This window comes from Actinomadura soli, from assembly GCF_005889715.1.
GTDB classification, from domain to species: domain Bacteria; phylum Actinomycetota; class Actinomycetes; order Streptosporangiales; family Streptosporangiaceae; genus Spirillospora; species Spirillospora soli.
Map to the genome: position 1 here is coordinate 12,972 of NZ_VCKW01000062.1, position 22,818 is coordinate 35,789.

Consider the following 22,818-nt stretch of genomic DNA (forward strand, 5'->3'; position numbering starts at 1 on the left):
GGGATCAGCGCAGCAGCAGGCCCGCCAGCTCCACCCGCGAACGCACGCCGAGCTTCTGGTAGATCGACTTGAGGTGGTGCTTGACGGTGTTCGGGCTGATGTGCAGGTGCCCGGCTATCTCGTGGTCGCGCTGCCCGGCGGCGACGAGTTCGGCGATGGCCGCCTCGCGTTCGGTGAGGAGCCTGCGCAGCGCGGGGGCCAGCGCCGCCGTCCGCGACTCCGCCGACAGGATCGACACGATCAAGGAGGGGCGCTCGGGCAGGGGCGCCGACGTCACGGTGATGTCGGTCGCGGCGTCGCTGCCCGCGGCCCGCACCGTGAGGCGCCGTGTCGCCTCACCGCCGTCGATCGCCGCGTCGAGGGAGGGCCACGCGTCGTCAGCGGCGTCGAGCAGCGCCCGCGCGGGCCGGTTCGCGTGCCGCTCGGCCCGCTCCAGGTCGGTGACCACGACCGCCTGCCCGCTCGCCTCCAGCGCGCCCCACCACGCCGCCCGCTCGGCGTCGATCGCCGTCACCAGGTCCGTCGCGGCGACCGCCGCCTGGAACATCCGCGCCGCCGTGGTCGCCCTGCGCCGGTCGCCGTCGCCGAAGGCGGGCTCGCCGTCGCCGCGGGCGAAATTGATCGTCCCGACGATCTCCCCGCCGCTGATCAGCGGCGCGCACATCACGTGCGCCATGTCGTAGTGCCGGAACAGCCCCTGGACGATCGGTGCCTCCCGCCACCGGTCGGCCGGCTTCACCAGGGAGTCGTCCCAGGCCCGCCTCGCCGCCACGGCTCCGCGCAGCACCGGGTCGACGGCGCGGCCGAACCGCTCGTAGCGATGCGCGTAGAACCGGCTGAGCCCGCGTACCGCCGACGCCCGGGGCCGTCCCGTCCGCTGGTCGAACAGGTAGAGGCCGTAGGCGAAGGACGGCACGTGACCGGCGACCCAGTCGAAGTAGCGGTCCTGCAGCTCGTCCAGCCCTCTGGCGGTGACGAGCACCTCCAGCCCGGAGCTCAGGGCCTCTTCGTCGGCGGCCAGCGCGTCGCCGGCACCGCCGCCGCCGATGTCGTCGCCCATCCAGCGAGTATGCGCCGCCGATAAGCCATCACGCTAGACGCCGCGGCCAACGATCCGTCAGCGGCGAGGCCGCCACGGGGCCGGGGCCACCGGGGCGCCGTCATGTCGCGGCGCCCTTGATCCGGGCCTGGACGGCAGGGTCAGTTCTCCTGGTCGTCGATGACCCCGCACGCGCTGCGGCCGCCGGAGTCGCCCGCCTTCAGGGTGTCCGCGTCCGGGCCCTTCTTGCCGCCCGACTCGTACCGCTCCGGAATGTTGCCGTGGTTGTCGGCCAGCGCGTGGACCACGATCGCGCTGCCGTCGGCGTCCAGGAGGTCCTTGGTCTGGAACCGGTCGGTGAGCGTCTCGGCCGTTCCCCGCCCGTTCTTCCCGATCTGCAGGTTCGGCAGGTCGCCCGCGTGCGCGCCGTGGTTGTTGGGACCGCCCAGGTCCAGGTGGGGACCGGCGGTGAAGAACGGGCTGACCTTGCCGGTGCTGGGGTCGACGGCGGCGGGGTCGCACTTGCCGACCGCGTGCACATGGAAACCGTGGAAACCGGCGGGGAGGTTCCATACCTGGACCGACACCCGCTGGCGTCCCCACCCGGCGCCATCGATGGTCAGCCTCCCCACTTCCTTGCCCTGGACGTCCGTCACCTGCGCGGTCAGGCCCTGCCGGGCCTCGCCGGTGGCGGCCTGGACGGCGGCCGAGACCGCCACCACCCCCGCCGCTCCCCCGAGGGTGGCCAGCACTGCCAAGTGAGCGACCGAAACGACTCTCTTCATATCCGTCTCTTCCTAGGAGTGGGATGACCCTCTCTGCATCGCATGCCTTGACTAGTGGCCGCCGCACCGGGACATCAACGGCAGGCTCCGAATCCGGCAGCCGTCAACAAGATCTTGTCATCGAGAGCCAACTGGACAAGGCGGCGGCGAAGCCACCGTGCGCGTATTTGATTCGATCTTGCACGGCCGCGGTCCTGCCCGGCCTGCAGCCGATCCGACGATTCACCTTTCTGACGTCCCGAGCCGGATCGCGAAAGTCGAATTTCACGGGCACGGGCTGACGATCCCGTTTCCGGTCGCGCTCTTCTCCGGCGATCGAGCGTTAATGACATCCCCGCGACCGCGCCTTGGCGGCACGGAATTCATGGTGGCCTGTCACGGTTTTTACATGATGTAGTGAGACCGTGCGGTGGCTGAGGAATCCGACCCTGCTCCAACCGTTGCGCACGACGTCCGCCATGCCCGGATCCGCTGAGGGAAGGCGAAGCGTGCTGGGGCCGCTGCTGCCGCGGTCGTGTCCGACCCGGTTCTGGGGCCGGCACGCCGAGCGGGACCGGTTGCGGCAATGGTGTCGGGCACCGGGAGCCCTGGGGCTGCTCGTCCTGGAGGGGCCGGGCGGGTGCGGCCGGACACGGCTGGCATTACAGGCGGCCGACGAAGCCGCCGAGGACGGCTGGGCGGTCGGGTGGCTGGGCGAAGGCCAGGCCGCGGGCCTGGTCGACGCGGTCGCCGCGGCGCCCGGAGCGAAGGTGCTGACGCTGGTCGACGACGCCGACACCCGGAGCGATCTCTCGGGACTGCTGGACGCGCTCGCCGGGTACCGGAGTGAAGCGCGACTGCGTGTGGTCCTGATCGCGCGGCAGGGCGGTGTGCTTCCCCGCGTCCTGAAGGAGCGGCTCACCGAGCGGCATGTGCGGCTGCTGACGGACGCCGCGGTGCTGGCGGTGCCGCCGCAGGGCGAGAGCTCCGACCTGATCCGCTGGCACGGCGAGGCGGCGCGGGCGTTCGCGACCGCGTGCGCGATGCCGGTGCCGCCGATCTCGGCCACGATCGCGCCGGTGCGCCCAGGGCGGCCGATGGCCGACGTCCTGGCCCAGGCCATGGTCGCGGTCCTGCGGCAGGCCGCACCTCGCAGCACCCCGGCGCCGCTGGACGAGGTGGCCAGGACGCTGTTCGAGCACGAGGCGCTCTGGTGGCGGGCCACCGCCGTCCAGGAGCGGTGGGCGCCCGGACCGGTCACCGACCTGCCGCTGACCCGGGTCATGGCCGCGCTCGCACTGTTCTCACCGGTCAGCGAGCAGGACGCGGTCGCGGTGCTGCGGCGCATCCCCGAGCTGGCCGACTCCCCCGCCGAACAGGTCGCCGCCCTGGGCCGGTGGGCTCGCGCCCTCTATCCGGCGGCGGGAGGATTCCGCATCGGGCCGGACCTGCTAGCGGACTGGTTCATCACCACAAGCCTCACCCACGGCGAACCCGAGCGCGAGTTCGCGCGCCACCTGCTGACCGGGCTGAGCGAGGACCAGGCGGTCCGGGTGCTGACCGTGCTGGCCCGCGCCGGCGAGCACCACCCGTCCGCGCACCTGCTGTTCACGCGCCTGCTGGACGGCGATCCGCGGCGGCTGGCCTCCCCCGCCGTCATCGCCGCCCTCGCCACCACACGTGATCGCGACCTCGACCAGGCCATCGCCACCGCACTCACCGAGGCCGACCCCGGCCCCGACGCCACCGCGCGGCTTCGCGGACTCGTCCCCGAGCACACCCTGCCCCGGACCGCCCTGGCCCTGGCCCGCCACCACCTCCTGCACGTCCGCGTCAACGGCGACCTCGCCGACGTCGCCCGAGCCCTGATCGGCTTAGCGACCGCGTCGCACAGGCTCGGCCGGTACCCCGAGCAGCTCCACCTGGCGCGGGAGGCGGTGGGGCTGTGCCGGACGCTCGTGGCCGAAGACCCCGTCCACCGGGCGGCCCTCGCCCTCGCGCTCACCACCCACGCGTCCGGGATGGAGCGGCTCGGCCGCGACCGCGAAGCGTCGGAGGCGCTGCGGGAGGCGGTGGACCTCTACCGGGGCCTTGCGGCCGGCGAGCCCGCTCACCGCCCGGCCCTCGCCCGGGCCCTGATCAACATCGCCGTGGTGTGGGGTGGGCTCGGCCGGCGCGCCGAGCAGTTGCGGGCGGCCCGGGAGGCGGTGGAGCTGTACCGGGGGCTGGCGGGCGGCGACCCGTCCCATCGATTGGCGCTCGCCCGCGCCCTGATCAATCTCACGTCCGCGCTGGACGACTCCGGCCGGCACACCGAACAGGCCCAGGTGGCACGAGAGGCCGTGGAGCTGTACCGGGAACAGGCCGCCGGCAACCCCGCTCACCGCCTCTACCTCGCCCGCGCCCTCTACAACCTCACCGTCACCATGGACCGGCTCGGCCGGCACGGCGACCAGGTCGAGGTGGCACGGGAGGCGGCCACCGTGTGGCGGCAGCTGGCCGCCGAGGACCCCGGCCGGTTCCACGACCAGTACGTCGGCATCCGCAGGGGCCTCCGGCGGCTCCTGGCCCGGCGGAGCGACGAGGGCGACGCCCTGGCCTTCGACCTCTGAGCGTCCGCCCCTGAGCCGCCGGGCGCCGCGCCGGTCCCGGCGGCGTTGGCGCCGAGGACCCGCGCCGGAGCACACGTCCGCGCGGCGATGAGTTCGGCGGCGCCGGCAGGTCTACCTTCAGACCGGAACGATCCACCCATCGGGAGTGAGACATGGGTCTGATTCATATTGAGATGTTCGCGACCCTCGACCTGGTCGGGCAGGCGCCCGGCGCGCCGAACGAGGACCCCCTCGGGTTCTCGTTCGGCGGCTGGCAGGCGCCCCTGCTGGACGAGGTCGGCGGGGCGCAGGTCGGCGCCGCCTACGAGGGCACCGACGCCCTCCTGCTCGGCCGGCGGACGTATGAGATCTTCTCCGCCTTCTGGCCGCACCAGGAGGGCGGTCAGGACAACGAGATCGCCACGCTGTTCAACCGCGTCCCCAAGTACGTGGCCTCCCGCGGCAGGCCCGACCTGTCATGGGCCGGGTCCACGCAGCTCGGCCCGGATCTGGCGGGCGCGGTGCGCGAGATCCGTGACCGGCACGAGCACATCAAGGTCGTCGGGAGCCTGAACCTGGTGCAGACACTCCTGCGCGAGAAGCTCTTCGACCGCCTCGACCTGTGGGTGCACCCGATCGTGCTCGGCGTCGGGAAGAAGGTGTTCGACGGCGGCGCGGTGCCCGCCAACCTCACGCTCCTCGAACCGCCGGTGGCCAGCCCGAGCGGCGTCGTGTACCTGCGCTACGGGCTCGCCGACGGCACGCCCGGGACGGGGGACATGAGCGCGCCCGATCGCGGTGTCCAGCGCGACGGCTGACCCGGGGTGGGCATGGCGTCACGGTGTCGGCGGTTCGAGGTCCGGCGCCGTGACGCCACCGGCCGGTCGGGGCGACGGGGGTTCGTCCATGAGGTCTCGCGGGCGCGGACGAGGGCCGTCAGCGTGGCGTTGACCGGGGCGTCCCGGCCTGCCTTGGCGGCCTCGCGGGGCACCGCGCCGTTGATGAACATGATCTCGCTGACGCGCCGGCCTCGTGGTCGAGGAGCGCGGACGGCTTGGCGGCCGGCATCTGGGCCCCGAAGTCGCGGACCATCTCGACGGGGTCCGGCACGGAGATGGCGACGTCGAGGGCGCGGGCGGTGTCCCATGCCTCGGTGGCCGCCGCGCGGCTGACCGGGCCCATGTGCTCGTCGTCCATCACTTCGCCGACCGTGAGCCCGGTCAGCGCGCATGGGGCGCTGTAGGCGACGTTGCAGATGAGCTTCTCCCACTGCATCGCGGCGATGTCGGACACCGCTCGGGCGTCGAATCCGCCCAGGCGCCAGGCCGCGGCGACGTTCTCGACCTCGGCGTGGTCGAGGCCGCCGTAGCCGCCGAAACGGAGCGCGCGCATCGCGTTGTTACTTTGGGGGTGTCACCATGGCGGTGGAGCAGCTCTTCGTCGGCCTCGCCTCCCCGACGGCGGAACGGGCCGGCGCCGGGGGACACCCGTGCCAGGGGCTGTACCACCGCCCGGCGGGCCGGACGCCGAAGACCGCACTGATCGCGACGCGCCGGCGCCTCCGGCGGTGCCGATCCGGGCGATGATCGCGAGCGTCAGGTCCTTGGCGGTCGTGCCGGGACGCGGCGTCCCGCGCACGGTCACGGCCATGGTGCGCGGCCGGGGCATCCACAGCGTCTGGGTGGCCAGGACGTGCTCGACCTGGCTGGTCCCGATGCCGAACGCGATCGCGCCGAACGCGCCGAGCGTGGCGGTGTGGCTGTCGCCGCAGACGATCGTCATGCCCGGCTGGGTCAGGCCGAGCTCGGGGCCGATGACGTGCACGATGCCCTGCCCGGGCGAGCCGAGCGGATGGAGCTCGATGCCGGCGCCGCGGCAGTTGTCCCGCTGGATCCGCAGCTGCCGGGCGCTCAGGCCGTCCAGCAGGGACAGCCCCTCGAACGCCTGCGGCGAGGTGAGCTCGTGCAGCAGGTGCAGGTCGACGTAGAGGAGGTCGGCGTCGCCGCGCTCGACGACGTGGCGGTCCCAGACCTTGCCGGCGAGCGTGGTGGGGGTCACGGTTCCACTCCTTGGACAAGGTTGTGCGGCGGCGGCCCGGGCGGGCGGTCAGTCCTGGTCGGCGCGCCAGTAGATCGCCCGGTACCACATCTCGCCGAGCGTGCGGACGGCGTCCTCGTCGTCGATCTCGGCGTCCTCGCCCGCCCCGGCGAGGAGGTCGTAGCAGAACTGGTTGAGCATCGCGACGATGGCCCTCGCCGTGAGCTGCGGATCGGCGCCGGGGCAGTACCCCTCCCGCTGGGCGCGCCGGACGCCTTCGGCGATGCCCTGCACGGCGTCGTCGCACAGCTCCCGCCAGTGCCCCGCGAACTCCTCGTTGATCATGGCGAGCTGGAAGACGCCCACCATCTCGGCGAGCCGTTCGCGGTAGGTCTCCCAGTGTGCGCGCGCCGACTCCATGACGCGCTCGCGGTGCGGGACACCGTGCTTGTAGGCGACCACCGCCCGCGCCTTGGCCTCCTTGCGGAAGTCGTCCGCCCAGTGGGCGAGCAGGTCTTCCTTGGAGTCGTAGTAGTTGTAGAAGGAGGCGGGCGAGCGTCCGGCCTCCTGCGCTATGTCGGCGACCGTCATCGCGAGGAAGCCCTTGCGGGCGATGATCCGGCGGGCGGCCGCCTCGATCGCGGCGAGCGTCCTGCGCCCGCGCTGCGTCGGACGGGGGGTCTGATCCTTCTCCACACCTGAACCTAACATCGGGTTTTCTCCCGCTGGAACACGCCGCGCTGGGCCGGACGGCCCGCCGGGCGCCGGTCATCCGAGATATGAACCTGATGTTAGCATCATCTGGTCACCGCTGACCCCGGCCGCCGGGGAACGGCGGCCTCATGTGGCCGCGGCGAGTCCCATGCCGGTCGGGCCCGGTGCCTGTGCCGGTCAGGCCCGGTGGGGTACATCTCGACCATGCGCGAGAGCACGCACGTCGTCGTCATCGGAGCCGGTCCGGCGGGACTGACCCTGGCCAACCTGCTCCGGTCGGCCGGCGTCGGCTGCGTGGTGCTGGAGCGGCAGAGCCGGTCCTATGTGGAGCGGCGGCAGCGGGCGGGCGTGCTCGACCACGCCAGCACGCGGGTCTTCGAGGAGTGGGGGCTCGCGGACGCCGTGCTGGCCGGCACGCCCGAGGACCGCGCGATCGAGATCCGCGTCGACGGGGAACCGCACGTCCTGGACTTGCGCGCGCTGTCGGGCGGCAGGACGGGCCGGGCCGTCCCGCAGCAGGTCATCGTCGCGCGCCTCATGGCCGCCTTCCAGGACGGCGGCGGCGACCTGCGATTCGACGCGGGCGAGGTGACCCCGCACGGTATCGACGGCGCCGGACCCACAGTGACCTACCGCGACCCGGCCGGCACCCTGCACGAGATCGCCTGTGACTACATCGCGGGATGCGACGGCCACCACGGCGTCACCCGGGCCAGCGTGCCCGCGCAGGCCATGACGACCTACTCCTACGATCACGGCATCGGCTGGTTCACCGTCCTCGCCGACGCCCCGCCGCCGCGCCTCCCGCTCTTCGCGATCAGTTCCCACGGCTTCGCCGCGCAGTTCCCGCGCGGGCCCGCGGCCTGCCGCCTCTACCTCGAATGCGCGCCGGACGACGTCCCGGACGACTGGAACGACGAGCGGATCTGGAAACAGGCACGGCTGCGCCTCGGCGACGACGCCCTGCCCGCCGGTCCGATCACCGAGAAGGGCGTCGTGGAGATGCGCAGCTTCGTCGCCGACCCGATGCGGTACGGGAGGCTCTTCCTCGTCGGGGACGCCGCGCACATCATCACCCCCATGGGCGGCAAGGGCATGAACCTCGCGATCGCCGACGCCGATGTGCTCGCCCGCGCGCTGCGCGCGGCCTTACACGACGGCGACGAGGAGCCGCTCGCCGCGTACTCCGCCACCTGCCTCAGGAAGGTGTGGAACCAGCAGGAGTTCTCCCGCTGGCTGACCGAAATGATGCACGAGTCCGGGGACGCCGCACTCGCCGGGTCGTTCCGCCGCCAGCTGGCCAGGGCGCGCCTGGACCGGCTGTTCACGTCCGAACCCGCTGCCCGCGCGGTCGCTGACCTCCTGGCGGGCGGCTGACCTCGACGCCCCTTGCCCGTGCCCGGGCCGCATTGCCTAAGCGTCGCGGTTGTGCAGGAACAGGGCGGCGGCCACGAGCGCCGCGGCGGCCCATCCGGCGGTCACGCCGAGACCTGCCCAGGGGCCGATGGGCAGGCCGCGGACGCCGGTGGTGGCCTGGACGGCGAGCCCCGCGCCGGGCCCGGCCCGCTGGACCAGCCGCTGCCAGTGCGGATCACCGATCACCTGGGCGAGGACGGGGAAGAGGTAGAGCAGTCCGAGGACGACCCCGATCCCTGTCGCGGAGTCCCGCAGGATGGTGGCGACGCCGAGGCTGAGCAGGGCGATGAGGGCCAGGTAGAGGATCGATCCGGCGGCCGCGCGCAGCGTCGGCCCGTCGGCGAGGGACAGGGCCGGGTGGCCGTGGGCGTCCGTGAAGCCGCGGGCGGGCAGGATGAGGCGTCCGGCCAGCAGCGACCCGAGGACCGCGACGGTCCCGGCCGCGACCACCACGCCGGTGAGCGTGACGGCCTTGGCCGTGAGAGCGGTGACCCGGCGCGGCGTCGCCGTCAGGGTGGTGCGGATCATGCCCGTGCCGTACTCGCCGCCGATGACCAGGACGGCCAGGACGGCGACCGGCGCCTGGCCGAGCTGGACGCCGATGAGGCTGAGCCTGGCCGTGTCGCCGCCGCAGCCCGCGGACCCGCACGTCACCACCGACGCCGTCGCGGCGCTCAGGGCCACCGTCGCCGCGATGGCGCCGAGCAGCAGCCACAGAGGCCCGGCGACGGTTCGCAGCTTCGTCCATTCCGCGTGCAGGGCCGCTGTCACGCGTCCCTCCTGTGGAGAAGGACGGCCGCCACCGCCAGGCTCACCGCCGCGTACCCGGCCAGGACGGCGAGCCCGGCCCACGGCCCCAGCGGGTAGTAGCCGTTGGACGGCTTGTAGATGCTCGCGACCTGGTGATGCTCCACCAGCGTCTGCTGGACGGCGAACGCCGCCGCCGGTGTCACCCGCGCCAGCCAGGTCGACACCCTCACCGGCATGAACGGGATGGCCATCAGGATGTAGGGCAGGACCACGGCCACGATGACGGCGGTGACCGCGCCCGCTCCGTGCCGGACGATGGTGCCGATGGAGAGGGCCAGGACCGAGGCCGCCGCGAGCAGCGCCGCTACCCCGACGACCACACGCAGTTCCGTCGAAGACGCCACCGGGAAGATGTAGACGCCGTTGGCCCGGGCGAGCCCCTCGCCGAGCGGGATCGCGGCGACCGCCCCCGCCAGGCCGGTGCCGAAGGTGACGGCTCCCAGCACGATCGCCTTGGCCATCAGTATGCGGATCCGTCCCGGTCCGGCGGCGAGGGTGACGTGGATCAGGTTCGTCCTGTACTCCGTGGTGACGAACAGCGCCCCGACGACGATCACCGCGATCAGCGCGGCGAACGTGCCGGTGAGGATTTCTCCGACGGTGCCGCCGGTCGGCAGGGTCTCCCGGACGGCGGGCGCGATGTCGCCCGCGCCGGTCACGGTGAGGCGGCCGTCCGATCCCGTGAACGAACCCGAGGTGTTCTGCGGGTAGCCGGCGAAGGTGGGAGATTCGGGGCCTACCTGGCCGCCCGTCCAGCCGTCACCGGCCCAGCGCCCCTCGCCGCGGAGATCCGCGAAGACCGCCGTGGACACGCTGCCGCGGGTGCTCATTCCGTGCACGGACGGCGGGGACGCGACGAACAGCCCGGCCTGCGCGGTCGGTCCGAGCCCTCTCACTCGCGCGGCGCCGACCTTGGTCCAATGCGCGCCGTCGGCGGAAGCGTAGCCGGTGATCGTGTCGCCCGAGCGCTCCAGCCGGAGCCAGCGGGGAGACCCGACCGAGACGGGCCCGGACGGGCCGGAGGTGTCGTTGACGTAGCCGTCCTGCATCCGCACGCCGTGGCCGCCGGTGACCATGATCGCCGCGTACGGCGATCCCTGGCGGGTGCCGTCCTTGATGATGAGCCCGGCCTTCGCCCACGGCACGAGGCCGGGCCGCAGGTCCGCGGGACCGGTGGGGATGCTGCTCGTGAGCGCGGAGACCGAGACGGTGATGGCGCCGTTCCCGGACAGCGGCCGGTGCACGAAGTAGAAGCTGTCGGTGACCGGTTCGCCGCCGGGTCCGGCCGGGACCGGCGGTGCGCCCTTCTGGTCACTGCTGACGCCGGCGAGCAGCGCGAACAGCACCACCAGCAGTGCCGCCGCCACCATGCCGGTCACCCAGCCCGGGACCGTCCGGAACTTGGTCCACTCCGCGTGCAGCGCCTGAAGGCTCACCGTGACACCTCCGTGGGCGTCACGGCGCGGAACTCGACCGCCTCGCGGGTGAGCTCCAGATAGGCGTCCTCCAGGGTGGCGCGGTGTGCCGACACCTCGGAGAACGGCACCCCGCTCCGGCCGAGCAGCGTCACGATGCGGTCCGCGGGCAGGCCGGAGACGGTGATGCCGTCGTTTTCGCGGGTGGACGCCACGGTCGCGCCCGCGTACGTGAGCACACTTCTCGCATGCGGCACAGCAGGGGTCCGCACCGCCACCCTGTCCCCGGACGCGGCCGCGATCAGGTCGGCGACGGCGGCGTCGGCGATGGCCCTGCCGCGTCCGGCCACGACGAGATGGCCGGCCGTGTCCTGCATCTCGCTCATCAGATGGCTGGAGACCAGCACGGCACGGCCCTGGGCGGCCAGCGACCGCAGGAATCCGCGCATCCAGACGATGCCGTCCGGGTCCATGCCGTTGAACGGCTCGTCGAGCATGACGACCGACGGATCGCCCAGGAGCGCCGCGGCGATCCCGAGCCGCTGGCGCATCCCGAGCGAGTAGCCGCCCGCCCTGCGCCGGGCCACCGAGGCGAGGCCGACCAGCTCGATGACGTGATCCACCCGCCGCGCCGCCAGTCCTTGCGAACGCGCCAGCCACAGCAGGTGGGCGCGTCCGGTGCGGCCGGGGTGCAGCGCCGCGGCGTCCAGCAGGGAACCGACGTGGTTCAGCGGACGGCGGAGGCCGCGGTACGGCTTCCCGTTGATGAGCGCCGTGCCCTCGTCGACGGCGTCCAGGCCCAGGATCACCCGCATCGTGGTGGACTTCCCCGCCCCGTTCGGCCCCACGAAACCGGTCACCACACCCGGGCGGACGGAGAACGACATGCCGTCGAGCGCCAGGACGGCCCCGTACCGCTTGCGCAGCCCGGCGACGACGATCCCGGCGGCGCTCATCGCGGTGACCTCACGGTTGGAAATCGGCTCATGCCGAAGGTTGTACGCGGCATCCGGTTCCCTCGGCGTCGCGGCGGCCGCGACCCGGCTGCGACCTCGGGCCTGGCATCGTTGACGGCATGGCACCTCGACCAGGCGGCCGGTTCCGCCGTCCAGCCGGACGCGTCCGCGTGACGGGCGGGGGTGAGCGGCCGTGAGGGTCCTCGTCGTCGAGGACTTCGAGGTCCTGGCCCGCTCCATCGGAACGGGGCTGCGCCGCGAGGGCATGGCCGTCGACGTCGTCCTGGACGGGACCGACGCCCTGGACCGGCTCTCTGTCACCCGCTACGACGTGGTGATCCTCGACCGCGACCTGCCCGGCGTCCACGGGGACGAGATCTGCCGGCGGCTCGCCCATGAGCGCCGCGAGACCCGCGTCCTGATGCTCACCGCGTCCGGGACGATCCAGGACCGCGTCGACGGGCTCGGCCTCGGCGCCGACGACTACCTGCCCAAGCCGTTCGCGTTCGCCGAGCTGGTCGCCCGCGTCCGCGCCCTGGCCCGGCGCGCCGCCCCGCCGCTGCCGCCCACCCTGGCCTGCGGGGACATCACCCTCGACCCGGCCCGCCGCGTCGCGTTCCGGGCCGGACGGCGCCTTGAGCTGAGCCCCAGGGAGTTCGCCGTGCTCGAATGCCTCCTCGCCGTGCCCGGCCTGGTCATCTCCGCGGAGGAGCTGCTCGAACGCGCCTGGGACGAGGCCGCCGACCCGTTCACCAGCGCCGTCAAGCACACCGTGCACCGGTTGCGGGCCAAGCTCGGCGACCCGCCCGTGATCGAGACCGTCCGCGAAGGCGGCTACCGCCTCGGATCGCCATGACGTCCCCGCCGCCCGCCCCACGGTCCTTGCAGACGCGGCTCGCTCTCGCCTACGCGGCCGGGATCTACGCCGCCGGGGTCTTCGTGCTGGTCGTCGTCGCCGTCCCGCTCGCCAGCGTCGACGCGGGGACGCCGAAGGGCGAGCCCCCATCGGGCCCGACCACCGGCGACGGGCCCGGGATCGGCCTGGCCCAGCTCCTCACGGGTTCCGCGGTCGCCCTGGTCATCCTGGTTCCCGTCGCCCTCGCCCTCGGCTGGTTCGTCGCCGGGCGGTTCCTGCGCCCGCTGCGCGCCATCACCGCCACCGCCCGGAGCATCTCCGCCGGAGACCTCCACCGCCGCCTCGACCTCGGTGAACCCGTGGACGAGCTGACCGAGCTCGGCCACACCCTCGACGACCTGTTCGCCCGCCTCCAAGCCTCTTTCGACGCCCAGCGCCACTTCGTCGCCAACGCGTCCCACGAGCTGCGCACCCCTCTCTCCGGCCTGCGCACCCTCCTGGAAGTCGCCCTCGCCGACCCCGACGCCGACGCCGACGCGCTGCGCGCCGCCTGCCAGGAAGCCCTCGCGCTCGGCGGGAACCAGGAGCGGCTCGTCCAGGCGCTCCTCGCCCTGGCCACCAGCGAGCGCGGCGTCACGTGGTGGGACACCGTCGACCTCGCCCGGGTCGTCGAGGGAGTGCTCGCCTCCCGCCGCGACGACGCGGCGGAGAAGGGCATCGACCTCACCGGACACCTCGCACCCGCGCTGACGGCCGGGGACCCGGGACTGGTCGAAAGCCTCGTCGCGAACCTCATCGACAACGCCGTCCGCCACAACCACGCCGCCGGGCACCTGCGGATCAGCACGCGGACCAGCGGCGCGGAGGCCGTCCTGACGGTCGAGAACACCGGGCCGGTGATCCCCGGCGACCAGGTCCAGCGCCTCTTCCAGCCCTTCCAGAGACTGGCGCCCGCCCGTGGCGGCCTTCGCGACGGTTACGGCATCGGGCTCGCCATCGTCAACGCCGTCGCCCAAGCGCACCACGCCGCCCTCACGGCCACGGCGCGTCCCGAGGGCGGCCTGTCCATCACCGTCCGGTTCGCGCACGCTCCCGGCGTCACGGCGGGGGCTCACCACTCCAGGCGGCCCGGAGCAGGCGCGTGACACGGGCACGCCGTGCTCCAGCGCGACGGCCTTCGCCAGGCCGATGGCCGATCCCCCGCCGACGGCCACGCAGCAGTCGGCACCGAGCTGGGCAGCACGCGCGCGGGCACGCAGCGCGATCTCGATCGGCACGTGCCTGCGCGCTTCACCGAACACCCCGGCGGATCGCTCGCCCAACGCGTCCGCGATGGTCTCCGCGGTATCGCGCCGTCCGGGTGAGCAGAGCACGAGGGCGCGGCGCGCTCCCAGCCGGGCGACCTCCTCGGGGACGGACGCGACGGCACCGGAACCGAAGCGCACCCGCATGGGAAGCGCGCGTCGTAGGAGAAGGCCCGAACCGTGGTCACACTTCCCCGCCAGCGGTATCGGGGCGCAGAACGACGTCGAAGGTCACCGTGCGGAACGGGTTGGGCAGCCCGGCGGCCGCCGCGCGCTCCGGGTCGTCGACCTCGGGGAACTCGCGCACCAGGCTGGGCTTGACCCCGAACACGGCGTCGGAGTCGATGAACGGCGTGCCCGCGACGAACAGGTGGGTGGTCACGGTGCGGTAGCCGGGGGCGGACACCTCGAAGTGGATGTGCGCGGGCCGGTTCGGGTGCCGTGCCGCCGCCTTCAGCAGCCGCCCGACCGGGCCCGCCACGCTCCCGGTGACCAGGCACGGGGTGCCCTTGCCGTCCTCGGCGATGTCGGCGCCCAGCTCGCGGGGTGGGGACGCGACCAGGTGGAACGGTCCCTCGACCGTGGACTCGGTCAGCCCGCCGCCGGCCCGGTTGTTGATCGTCTCGACCAGCATCGAGGCACCGAGGACGTCGGAGAGCAGGATGAACTCCTGCCGGGTGCCCGTGCACGCCTTCCCGGTCGCGGTGAGGAACTCGATCGCCGCCGCCCACTCGCGCTCGGTCAGCTCGACGTCCTTGACGAAGCCGTGCAGATGCCGCACGAGGGAGGTGAGGACCAGCCGCAGCCGCGGGTCGGGCGTCGCGGCGAAACCGGCGGCGACCACGTCCGCCGACCGCTCCTCGCTGAACAGCTCGGACGGCGGCGGAACCGCCGCGCCGCCGCCGGAGCCTGGTGCGTCGTGCGGCATCTCGCCCCTCCCGCAGTGCCGAACCGCCGACGGCCACCGTACCGGCCGGAGAGCGCGGGCAGGGGTTACGGTGACGCCGTGACCTCCTCTGGATACTCGGGCACCCCGCTCGGCAGGAAGCTCGGCATCAAGCCCGGCCACCGGGTGCACCTCACCCATCACCCGGACGGGTGGACCATCCCCGATCCCCCCGAGAACTGCGCCATCACCGGCGGCGGGACGGCGGACGCCGATGTCACCGTGGCCTTCTACCGGGCCTTCGATGACCTGGCGTCCGAAGGGCCCCGGCTCGTCCGGGACCTGGCGGACCACGCCGCGCTCTGGATCGCCTGGCCCCGGCGGGCAGCCGGGCACGACAGCGACATCACCGAGAACGCGTTGCGCGAGCTGTTCCTGCCGTTGGGCGTGGTCGACGTGAAGGTCGCCGCGCTGGGCGACGACTGGTCAGGGCTCAAGTTCGTGCGCCGCAAGGAGAACCGCAGCCCCGGCTCGGTGCCGTTCGCGGGGTGACCGGTGACGTCCGGCCGGACGGCCGGCGGAGTGTCCGGCGCGAGCAGCACCGTGCCGAGGAGGTCAGGACGCGGTACGGGAGCTACTGCACCTGCAGATCGACACAGGCGTAGAAGGCGTTTCCGGTGTCGGCGATGTTCCAGACCGCCAGCACCTTCTGCCGGCCGCTCACCGCGCCGAGATTGACGGTGTGGGACGAGCTTTGCGCGCTGAACTTCCCGAGGCTCCTGCCGCCGAGGAAGTACTCGTAGTCCCTGGTGGCGTGGCGGGCGGTGAACGTCCAGGAGAAGGTCACCGACTTGCCGACCGAGGTGGCGCGCCACGGCTTGCTGTCGTCGTCGAGATCGGAGAACCGGCCGTTTCCGCCGCTGCAGCTTTGCAGGCCTTTCGGCCCTTCGACGCTCTGCGGCTCCCACTGGATCTGTCCGCACTGGACGATTCTTTGCGCGCACTGGGCCTGCCGGCTCAGCGGTGACGAGACGTAGCCATGGGCGTAGGCCGAGGTGGCGGGCAGTACCACGGTGACGAGGGGAGCGATTGCCGCACCTGCCGCCATAGCGGCAAGCTTGCGCCTTGATGTTTTCATGCGGGGGGTCCTTGCTTTTTGGGGTGGGTGATCAGACTTCTGTTGCGGCCACCATCCGTATTCGCCTTCACGGGCTCTTTATCGGCGGGGCCTTTGGGCGGCGGGCGATGGAGGGGAGCGAGGCATGACGACTCCATCAATAGGAAATTTCCTATTGGATAGTTGAACGTTAACCGTACGTCCGATAAGGAGCAAGGCTTCGCTGGTGAGCGCGGATTGGCACGGGACATGCCCCCGCAGGCCAGCGACCGAACCACTTCGCGGCCGGTGAAATAATCGTCAGACTCTCCCGGCTTTCGGGCGATCGCTCGGCAACTTCTGCCTAGCGGGGCGATTCGCGGAGTTCCGGCCCGCCGGGCAGGGGCCGCAGTCCGGGGGCCAGCGCGAGGGTGACGGTCACCGAGGCCGCGGCCATGATCGCCATCGCGGTCCCGGGCGAGGTCACCTGCGCCGCGCCGCCCGCCAGGGCCGCTCCGACCCCCTGCATGGTGATCATGCCGGACGCCTGGAGCCCCAGCGCGTGACCGTGCATGGAGATCGGCGTCAAGGTCATGAGGCGTTCCTGCAGGAGCAGCGTCGCGGCATAGCCGATGGAGGCGAGGAGGATGGCCGCCGCTCCGAGGAGGAACGGCGGGTCGGCGGCGAACAGCAGGTACGGGACGGCCAGCAGCAGTCGCAGGGAAGGTCCCAGGCGTTCCCGCAGGTGGTGCGGGACGAAGCGGCCCGTCACCGTGTCGCCGATCAGCATGCCGACGGCCGCCACGGCGAGCAGGAGTCCCGCGTGCCGCGGCGAGTAGGAGACGAAGAGGGCCTCGCAGCCGACGATCAGGCCGTTCGGCACCCACATCGCCAGGTAGGTGTTGCGGCGCGGCGCCGAGGAGAGCAGGTGCGCGTTGGTGCGCCAGGTCTGGGCGAGGCTCGGTCGCCCCGTGGCCCGGGGCGGGCGGCGGCTCAGCCCGGCGAGCGCCGTCACGGCGGTGAGGAGGTAGAGCACGGCGCCGGTGAGCAGGGTCCCCCGGGCCGAGAGCGCGACGACCAGGACGCCGCCGACCGCGAAACCGCAGATCTGCATCGTCCCCACGGTCATGTTCAGGACCGAGCGCCCGAGCAGGTAGCCGTCCTCGGGAAGGATCTCGCTCAGCAGGCCGTAGCGGACGCCGCTGCCGACCGAGGCGACCAGGCCCAGCCCCAGCACGATGGCGAACAGCGCGGCCAGCGGCAGGCCGGGAATCGCGAGGGCGGCCGTGCCCGCGCAGAAGATCAGGGCCATGCAGGCCAGCGCCGTCCTCGGCGGGAGGCGGTCGGCGGCCGACAGGAGGGTCAGCGCGCCGGCCAGCTGGGCGAACGAGCCGCCGAACATGCTCAGCGCCGACAGCAGCGGCGACCCGGTCGAGTCGTAGACCAGCGTGCCGAGCGCCAGGGCGCCGACCGTCTGGGCGGACATCTGGATCGTGAACGAGGCGAAGAGCGGCGTGTACTCGGGGGTGCGGAAGAGATCCCCATACGTGCGCATGATCCCAAGGCTCCGGAACGCCGGGCCGGCGCCGGTAATGTTTCGCGGGGAGGCGAAACATGGGGTGGTGGCTGGTCAACGCGGACACGCTCGCGGGCGGCCGGTTCGTGGTCTCGGCGCTGGCCGAGACCTCCGCGTGCCTGCGTCTCCTGGACGCGGGCGCCGCCGCGCACCCGGGTGAGCGGGCCTGGCTCGACGCCCATCTGGCCGCGTACCGGCGGCTGCTCCAGCGGGAGCCCGTCACCGCCGCGCTGCTCGATGCCGCCCTCGGCGTCACGACCAAGTGGACCGCCGACTTCCTCACGCCGCCGCACCCGGGCGTGGGCGCGCCGACGTTCCACGAGGAGCTCGCGACCGTCCGGCGGACGCCGCCCGAGCGGACGCACGCCGATCTGGAGGTCTCGCTGGGCCGCCCGCTGCCCGCCGAGCTGCGCCGTCCCGACGTGGCCGGACGGCTCGCCGACCTGCTGGAGTGGGTGTGGACGCACACCGTCGAGCCGGACTGGGAGCGCCGCCGCCGCGTCATCGAGGCCGACGCGGTCGCGCGGGCCGGGCAGCTCGGCGGGGGCGGGTGGGCCGCCGCGCTGGACGACATGTGCCCCGGGATGCGCTGGCTCGGGGACGGCCGCCTGCAGATCAACGTCCACGACTTCCCGCCGCGGGACATCTCCGGCGCGCGGCTGCTCTTCGTCCCGGTCACACCGCGTGCGGGCTGGGTGGCGTGGGAGGAGCCGGGCCTCGACCGGTACGTGATCGTCTACCCCTGCGCGGGCCCGCTGGCCGGCGTGGACGCCGCCGCCGTGCCCGAAGCGCTCGAACGGCTGCTCGGCGCCGCGCGGGCGAACATCCTCGTCCTGCTCGCGACGCCGCTCAGCACCACGCAGCTGGTGGCGCTGACCGGTCAGGGGCTCGGCTCCGTCGGCCGCCACCTCAAGGTGCTGCTCGGCGCCCGCCTGATCGACCGGCGGCGGGCGGGACGATCCGTCCTCTACTACCGGACGGACACCGGCGACACCCTCGTGGCGGCGCAAACGGGATGACGCCGCGGTGCGCGGTCAGGGCTTGCGAGCGACGCCGCCGGAGCACGACACCTCGGGGACGTCCTCATACCCGGGGTCGGGCCGCCATTCCGTCACCGGGACGACGCCGGGGTCGACCAGATCCAGCCCGTCGAAGTAGCGGGCGATCAGCTCCTGGCGGCGGGGGTGGTACGCCACGCCGCCGCTGCCGGCGTTGTAGGCGCTGATCGCCCGCGTGTAGGCCGGGTCGCGGTCGGTGCCGTCGTAGAGGGCGAGGTAGCTCCCGGACGGCAGCGCCGCCATGAGCCGGGCCACGATCGACCGCGCCTCGTCGAAATCGCCGACCAGGCCCAGGATGCCCATCAGCATGAGCCCGACCGGCTTGTCGAGGTCGAGGGTGCGGGCGGCCTCGGCCAGGACGGCGTCGGGGTCGCGCACGTCCGCCTCGATGTAGTCGGTGACGCCCTCGGGGGTGCTGGTCAGCAGCGTCTTGGCGTGCGTCAGGACGAGCGGGTCGTTGTCGACGTAGACGATCCGGGCCCGCGGGACCAGCCGCTGGGCCACCTCGTGGGTGTTGTCCACGGTGGGCAGGCCGGTGCCGATGTCGAGGAACTGCTCGATGCCCATCTCGCCCGCCAGGTACCGCACCACCCTGCGCAGCATCTGCCGGGACCGCTGGGCCATGTCGACCATTCCCCGGAAGCCCGCGATGACCTGCTCGCCGGCCCGCCGGTCCACCGGGAAGTTGTCGGTGCCGCCCAGCAGGAAGTTCCAGACGCGCGCCGAATGCGGCACCGTGGTGTCGATCTTGTCCTTCGGCTCCATGATTGATCGTCCCCGGTCGGTCGTCCTCGGGTGTCGTCCCCTTGGAGGAACGAGGCCCCTCGACAGACACGTACCCAATCGGCGCCGAAGGTCTAGTCTGTCGGCGAACTTGATCAAGCGCGCGGGATCCGGCCCGCCGCGCCGGTCGCGTGAAGGGATGACGGCATGCGTGGACGACTCTTCCGGATCGCGGTGATCGTCGCCATCGCGATCGGCGTGGTACCGGGCGGCGGCCCGGCGGTCGCGGCGCCCGCGAAGAACGAGGCCCCGCTGTTACGGTCCACCGACCCGGGGGGCGAGCGCTTCAGGCCGGTCGGGCGGCTGAAGGCGTCGAGCCAGTGCACGGCGACGGTGATCTCACCGCCCGGCCCCGGGACGGCGCCGGGCGCCCTGGATCCGCGGGCCCGCGCGCTGGTCCTCACGGCCGGGCACTGCGTCGGGCGGTTCTCGGCCAACGAGGTCCGCGCCGGCCTGGACGCGCCCGCCGGCTGGACGTTCACCCCCGCGTACTTCGTCGACACCGTCGACCGGCACCGGCCGTTCCCGGTGGCCTCGATCCGGTACGCCACCATGAAGGGCGTCGATCTGGCCGTTGTCGAACTGGCCGCGAGCTACGGCGACCTGGCCGCCATCGACGTCCGTCCTCTGGAGGTCTCGGCGGCCCCGCCACCGGAGGGCGCGTCCATCGAAGTGGTCCACGCGCCCGTGGACGGCGTGCCGAGTGACCAAGAGTATCTCCGCCGCTCGCGGTGCCGCAGCGCAGCGCGCACCGACGTGGCGGAGTCGCCCTGGATCTGGCATGGGGCCTCCCCCAACGACTGCGCGGGCATCGCGGGCGGCTCGTCCGGCGGGCTGGTCGTCCAGCGGGACGGGCGCCGGGTGGTGGCGGTGCTCAACACGACCGTCGAGAGCACCGTGTCGGGGGTGTGCAAGCTGGGGCGGCCCTGCGAGATCGGTCCCGGCGGCGTGGTGATCCGTCCGGGCACCTCGTACGCGATCGGCGTGGCCCCGCTGTCCGGCTGCCCGCTCGACGACCTCGGCGCGCCGACCTGCCGGCTGGACCCGGGGCTGGGCGCCGCGCCGTCGGACACCAGGGTCGCCGTCCGGTCGGAGAAGGCCCGGTGGGACGCGGCGCTCGAGGCCGAGGGCCGGACGCACGCGCGGATCAAGACCGGCCCGCTCGGCCGGACCGACTGCCGCGACCCCGCGGGCTACGGCCGCCCGTTCGCCATCCAGGACCGGCCGGTCATCGACGACCCGCTGCCGCCACGAGAGGACTTCTACGTCCTATGCGTGGTGAGCGGCAAGGGCTCCGAGTGGGTGCCCGCCCGGTTCGCCTCGTTCACGACCGTCCAGGTCGATGACACCCCGCCGGCGGTCGCGCCGGTGGTGAGCGCGCGCGACCTGGACACCCAGTGGGCGGTGGAGCCGATCTTCCAGATCTTCGAGATCGTGCACTACGACATCAAGTACGGCGCCCGGGACGCGGTCGACTGCGCCGACCCGGCCGGATACCAGCCGTACCGGCGCTTCCCCGCGTTCCTCGCCAAGACCCAGGCGTGGCGGTACTGCGCGATCGGCTACGACCTCGCGGGCAACGCCACGCCGCCGAAGGCGGTCGACCTGGACCCGGCCTAACACGCGGCCAAGGGAGCGGCCGGTCAGGCGCCGGTGTAGGGGGACGCGCTCGACTCGCGTATCCGCAGTTCAGGAGCCAGCGTGATGCGCTCGGGAGGCTCCCCGCGCATCATGCGGACGAGGAGGTCGACGCCCCGCGCGCCGACCTCGTACATCGGGTTGCGGACGCTGCTCAGCGGGATCGTGAGCTGCGCGGCGATGGGCACGTCGTTGAAGCCGACCACGGCGACGTCCCGCCCGGCGCGCAGGCCGCGCTCCCGGAGCACGCCGAGCACGCCGATGGCGGCGAAGTCGCTCACCGCGAAGATCGCCGACGGGTGGGGCGCGCGGTCCAGCAGCTTCTCGGCGGCCAGCGCGCCGCCCGCCGCGTCGAAGCTCGCGTGGACGACCTGGTCCCCCGGCACGGGGTGGCCGCGTTCGGCGAAGTAGCGGGTGAAGGCGGCCGTGCGGTCGATGCCGTTGGCGGCGTAGGGCAGCCCGGCCACCACGCCCACCCGGCGGTGCCCGAGCGCGTAGAGGTGCTCGGCGGCGAGCTGGCCGCCCGCAAGGTCGTCGCAGGTGACCGAGGGATGGTCGCCCGCCCGCCGGTTGACCAGCACGAACGGGACGCCGTGCGCGGCGAAGCCGGCGAGGAACGCGCCGTCCACATGCGCGTCGCCGAAGATCATCGCGTCGACGCGGCGGGACAGCAGCATCGAGACGTGGGCCTGCCGGGTGGCGGGGTCGTCCCAGGAGTTGCTGACCATGGTGTGGAAGCCGTGCTGGGTCGCGGTGCGCTCGACGCCCTCGTAGATCGACGCGAGCACCTGGTCGGTCAGCCGGGCCATCATGACGCCGAGGAGCCGGGAGCTCTGCCGCCGCAGCCCGGCCGCCTGGATGTCGGGCACGTAGCCGACCTCCAGGGCGACCTGCCGCACCCGCTCGGCGGTCGCCGCCGACGCCGCCCGCGCGCCGCTGGTGGTGCCGTTGAGCACCCGGGAGACCGTGGACACGTGCAGCCCGGTGAGCTCGGCGATCGTCTTCAGCGTCGCCCGCCCGCCGGACGCCACCGGCCCGTCCGGCTCCGGTTCGGCGGCCTTCCCCTCACTCGCCCCGTGCAAGACCACCCGTTTTCCCTGGCCACACTCGTCGGCCGATTTCCTGGGACCGGCTCTTGACAGCGTCCAGGCTAGCAGTTTCTCATTGTGCAAACGTTATAGCCAAACGTTTGTGCAGCCGCCCGGCCACGGCGGCCCCGTCCAGGGAGGTCACCCATGGCGACCGAAGTGATCGCGCCGCGTCGGTCGCGGCTGGTGACCCAGCTGCTGCTCGTCTGCGGCGGCGCCGTGCTGCTCAACCTCGTCATGCGGGCCGTCGAGGACGGCCTGCCGAGCACGCCGGCCGCGGCGGCGAGCCCGGCGGGGCGCGGGCTCGGCGAATGGGTCCTGTGGGTCCTGGGCGACACCAACGAGGCGCAGTTCTACAAGACCTCGCTGGGCGGGATCGGGCTGCTGCTGTTCGCCGCCGCCGCGCACTACGCCGCGCGGCGCCGGCTGCGGGCCAGGGGCTTCGACATCGCCTACGGCACCGATCTGTGGCCCTGGCTGCTGGCGGCGGCCGGGCTCGCCCTGCTGCTTTCCAACCTGCTGTGGGGCTGGACGCTCGCGCCCGACCTCTGGCAGCCGACGTTCGTGCCGTTCGTGTCCGTGGCGCCGTCGGTCGTCCTCGTGTACGGGGCGGGCTGGCGGGTCGCGCTGACCGCCGCCGGGCTCGGCGCGGTGCTCACGACGCCGGTGTCGATCCTCGTCGTCGAGCACTTCTGCACGCCGCTGGATCTTCCGGTGGTCATCGGGAACGTCACCGGCATGTGGGTCGGCGCGCTGCTCGCGTTCCTGATCTGCCGGGGGCTGCCCTGGAT

The 22,818-nt window shown here is 73.0% G+C and carries 20 protein-coding genes and 3 pseudogenes; 9 read left to right on the forward strand and 14 right to left on the reverse strand.

Features of this window, described 5'->3' with window-relative positions; genetic code table 11:
• Nucleotides 1-4: 4 nt before the first annotated feature.
• Both ETD83_RS42495 and ETD83_RS14505 read right to left on the reverse strand, forming a co-directional pair.
• On the reverse strand, nt 5-1,060 hold the full coding sequence (locus ETD83_RS42495; protein WP_171064206.1) for a LuxR C-terminal-related transcriptional regulator: 1,056 nt from the start codon (nt 1,058-1,060) through the stop codon (nt 5-7).
• Between the two features lie 140 nt (nt 1,061-1,200).
• On the reverse strand, nt 1,201-1,824 hold the full coding sequence (locus ETD83_RS14505; protein ID WP_138645643.1) for a superoxide dismutase family protein: 624 nt from the start codon (nt 1,822-1,824) through the stop codon (nt 1,201-1,203).
• A gap of 488 nt (nt 1,825-2,312) precedes the next feature.
• On the opposite strand from ETD83_RS14505, the gene ETD83_RS14510 reads away from it, so the two are divergent.
• Both ETD83_RS14510 and ETD83_RS14515 read left to right on the forward strand, forming a co-directional pair.
• Complete coding sequence (locus ETD83_RS14510; protein ID WP_138645644.1) at nt 2,313-4,415, forward strand: tetratricopeptide repeat protein; 2,103 nt, start codon at nt 2,313-2,315, stop codon at nt 4,413-4,415.
• 152 nt (nt 4,416-4,567) lie between these two features.
• Nucleotides 4,568-5,212 (forward strand): dihydrofolate reductase family protein, encoded by a 645-nt coding sequence (locus tag ETD83_RS14515; RefSeq protein WP_138645645.1) that lies wholly within the window; start codon nt 4,568-4,570, stop codon nt 5,210-5,212.
• On the opposite strand, the pseudogene ETD83_RS14520 reads toward ETD83_RS14515, so the two are convergent.
• From ETD83_RS14520 to ETD83_RS14530, 3 genes and pseudogenes are all read right to left on the reverse strand, one after another.
• Nucleotides 5,137-5,786 (reverse strand): annotated as a pseudogene (locus ETD83_RS14520) (ketopantoate reductase family protein). The gene ETD83_RS14515 and the pseudogene ETD83_RS14520 sit on opposite strands and share 76 nt — an antisense overlap.
• A 132-nt stretch (nt 5,787-5,918) precedes the next feature.
• Nucleotides 5,919-6,452 (reverse strand): annotated as a pseudogene (locus ETD83_RS14525) (aconitase family protein); the annotation flags it as partial.
• 48 nt (nt 6,453-6,500) lie between these two features.
• The gene (locus ETD83_RS14530; RefSeq protein ID WP_230420908.1) at nt 6,501-7,127 is read right to left on the reverse strand and encodes a TetR/AcrR family transcriptional regulator; all 627 of its coding nucleotides are present in this window, start codon (nt 7,125-7,127) and stop codon (nt 6,501-6,503) included.
• 222 nt (nt 7,128-7,349) lie between these two features.
• On the opposite strand from ETD83_RS14530, the gene ETD83_RS14535 reads away from it, so the two are divergent.
• Nucleotides 7,350-8,522: a 4-hydroxybenzoate 3-monooxygenase gene (locus ETD83_RS14535; protein WP_138645648.1), complete on the forward strand. Its 1,173-nt coding sequence runs from the start codon at nt 7,350-7,352 to the stop codon at nt 8,520-8,522.
• 36 nt (nt 8,523-8,558) lie between these two features.
• Here the strand turns inward: ETD83_RS14535 and ETD83_RS14540 are convergent, their stop codons facing one another.
• The 3 genes from ETD83_RS14540 to ETD83_RS14550 are packed head-to-tail and all read right to left on the reverse strand — an operon-like array spanning nt 8,559 to nt 11,742.
• Complete coding sequence (locus ETD83_RS14540; protein ID WP_138645649.1) at nt 8,559-9,332, reverse strand: ABC transporter permease; 774 nt, start codon at nt 9,330-9,332, stop codon at nt 8,559-8,561.
• Complete coding sequence (locus tag ETD83_RS14545; protein WP_230420909.1) at nt 9,329-10,807, reverse strand: DUF1349 domain-containing protein; 1,479 nt, start codon at nt 10,805-10,807, stop codon at nt 9,329-9,331. Before ETD83_RS14545 ends, ETD83_RS14540 begins: the two co-directional genes overlap by 4 nt.
• The gene (locus tag ETD83_RS14550; protein WP_138645650.1) at nt 10,804-11,742 is read right to left on the reverse strand and encodes an ATP-binding cassette domain-containing protein; all 939 of its coding nucleotides are present in this window, start codon (nt 11,740-11,742) and stop codon (nt 10,804-10,806) included. Before ETD83_RS14550 ends, ETD83_RS14545 begins: the two co-directional genes overlap by 4 nt.
• A gap of 193 nt (nt 11,743-11,935) precedes the next feature.
• Between ETD83_RS14550 and ETD83_RS14555 the strand changes: the two genes are divergently transcribed.
• Both ETD83_RS14555 and ETD83_RS14560 read left to right on the forward strand, forming a co-directional pair.
• The gene (locus tag ETD83_RS14555; protein ID WP_138645651.1) at nt 11,936-12,598 is read left to right on the forward strand and encodes a response regulator transcription factor; all 663 of its coding nucleotides are present in this window, start codon (nt 11,936-11,938) and stop codon (nt 12,596-12,598) included.
• Entirely contained in the window at nt 12,595-13,743 is a 1,149-nt protein-coding gene (locus tag ETD83_RS14560) for a sensor histidine kinase (protein ID WP_138645652.1), read from the forward strand. The genes ETD83_RS14555 and ETD83_RS14560 overlap by 4 nt, the downstream gene beginning before the upstream one ends.
• A gap of 60 nt (nt 13,744-13,803) precedes the next feature.
• On the opposite strand, the pseudogene ETD83_RS45955 reads toward ETD83_RS14560, so the two are convergent.
• Nucleotides 13,804-14,049 (reverse strand): annotated as a pseudogene (locus ETD83_RS45955) (iron-containing alcohol dehydrogenase); the annotation flags it as partial.
• Nucleotides 14,050-14,086: 37 nt separating this feature from the next.
• Complete coding sequence (locus tag ETD83_RS14570) at nt 14,087-14,830, reverse strand: dioxygenase (RefSeq protein WP_138645653.1); 744 nt, start codon at nt 14,828-14,830, stop codon at nt 14,087-14,089.
• Between the two features lie 78 nt (nt 14,831-14,908).
• On the opposite strand from ETD83_RS14570, the gene ETD83_RS14575 reads away from it, so the two are divergent.
• The gene (locus ETD83_RS14575; protein WP_138645654.1) at nt 14,909-15,340 is read left to right on the forward strand and encodes a DUF3052 domain-containing protein; all 432 of its coding nucleotides are present in this window, start codon (nt 14,909-14,911) and stop codon (nt 15,338-15,340) included.
• A gap of 82 nt (nt 15,341-15,422) precedes the next feature.
• Here ETD83_RS14575 and ETD83_RS14580 read toward each other — a convergent pair whose 3' ends face one another.
• Together ETD83_RS14580 and ETD83_RS14585 are read right to left on the reverse strand one after the other, a co-directional pair.
• Nucleotides 15,423-15,926 (reverse strand): lytic polysaccharide monooxygenase auxiliary activity family 9 protein, encoded by a 504-nt coding sequence (locus ETD83_RS14580; protein ID WP_138645655.1) that lies wholly within the window; start codon nt 15,924-15,926, stop codon nt 15,423-15,425.
• A gap of 322 nt (nt 15,927-16,248) precedes the next feature.
• A complete protein-coding gene (locus ETD83_RS14585) occupies nt 16,249-17,439 on the reverse strand; it encodes an MFS transporter (protein ID WP_138645656.1) in 1,191 nt (396 codons plus the stop codon).
• 59 nt (nt 17,440-17,498) lie between these two features.
• Between ETD83_RS14585 and ETD83_RS14590 the strand changes: the two genes are divergently transcribed.
• On the forward strand, nt 17,499-18,479 hold the full coding sequence (locus ETD83_RS14590) for an ArsR/SmtB family transcription factor (protein WP_138645657.1): 981 nt from the start codon (nt 17,499-17,501) through the stop codon (nt 18,477-18,479).
• A 15-nt stretch (nt 18,480-18,494) separates the two neighbouring features.
• Here ETD83_RS14590 and ETD83_RS14595 read toward each other — a convergent pair whose 3' ends face one another.
• A complete protein-coding gene (locus ETD83_RS14595) occupies nt 18,495-19,283 on the reverse strand; it encodes an SAM-dependent methyltransferase (RefSeq protein WP_138645658.1) in 789 nt (262 codons plus the stop codon).
• 165 nt (nt 19,284-19,448) lie between these two features.
• On the opposite strand from ETD83_RS14595, the gene ETD83_RS14600 reads away from it, so the two are divergent.
• Nucleotides 19,449-20,921, forward strand: a complete 1,473-nt coding sequence (locus ETD83_RS14600; RefSeq protein WP_138645659.1) for a trypsin-like peptidase domain-containing protein — start codon at nt 19,449-19,451, stop codon at nt 20,919-20,921.
• 23 nt (nt 20,922-20,944) lie between these two features.
• Here the strand turns inward: ETD83_RS14600 and ETD83_RS14605 are convergent, their stop codons facing one another.
• Nucleotides 20,945-22,027, reverse strand: a complete 1,083-nt coding sequence (locus ETD83_RS14605) for a LacI family DNA-binding transcriptional regulator (protein WP_205717669.1) — start codon at nt 22,025-22,027, stop codon at nt 20,945-20,947.
• 147 nt (nt 22,028-22,174) lie between these two features.
• Between ETD83_RS14605 and ETD83_RS14610 the strand changes: the two genes are divergently transcribed.
• The coding region (locus tag ETD83_RS14610) for a hypothetical protein (RefSeq protein ID WP_205717670.1) at nt 22,175-22,818 on the forward strand (644 nt) is incomplete at its 3' end.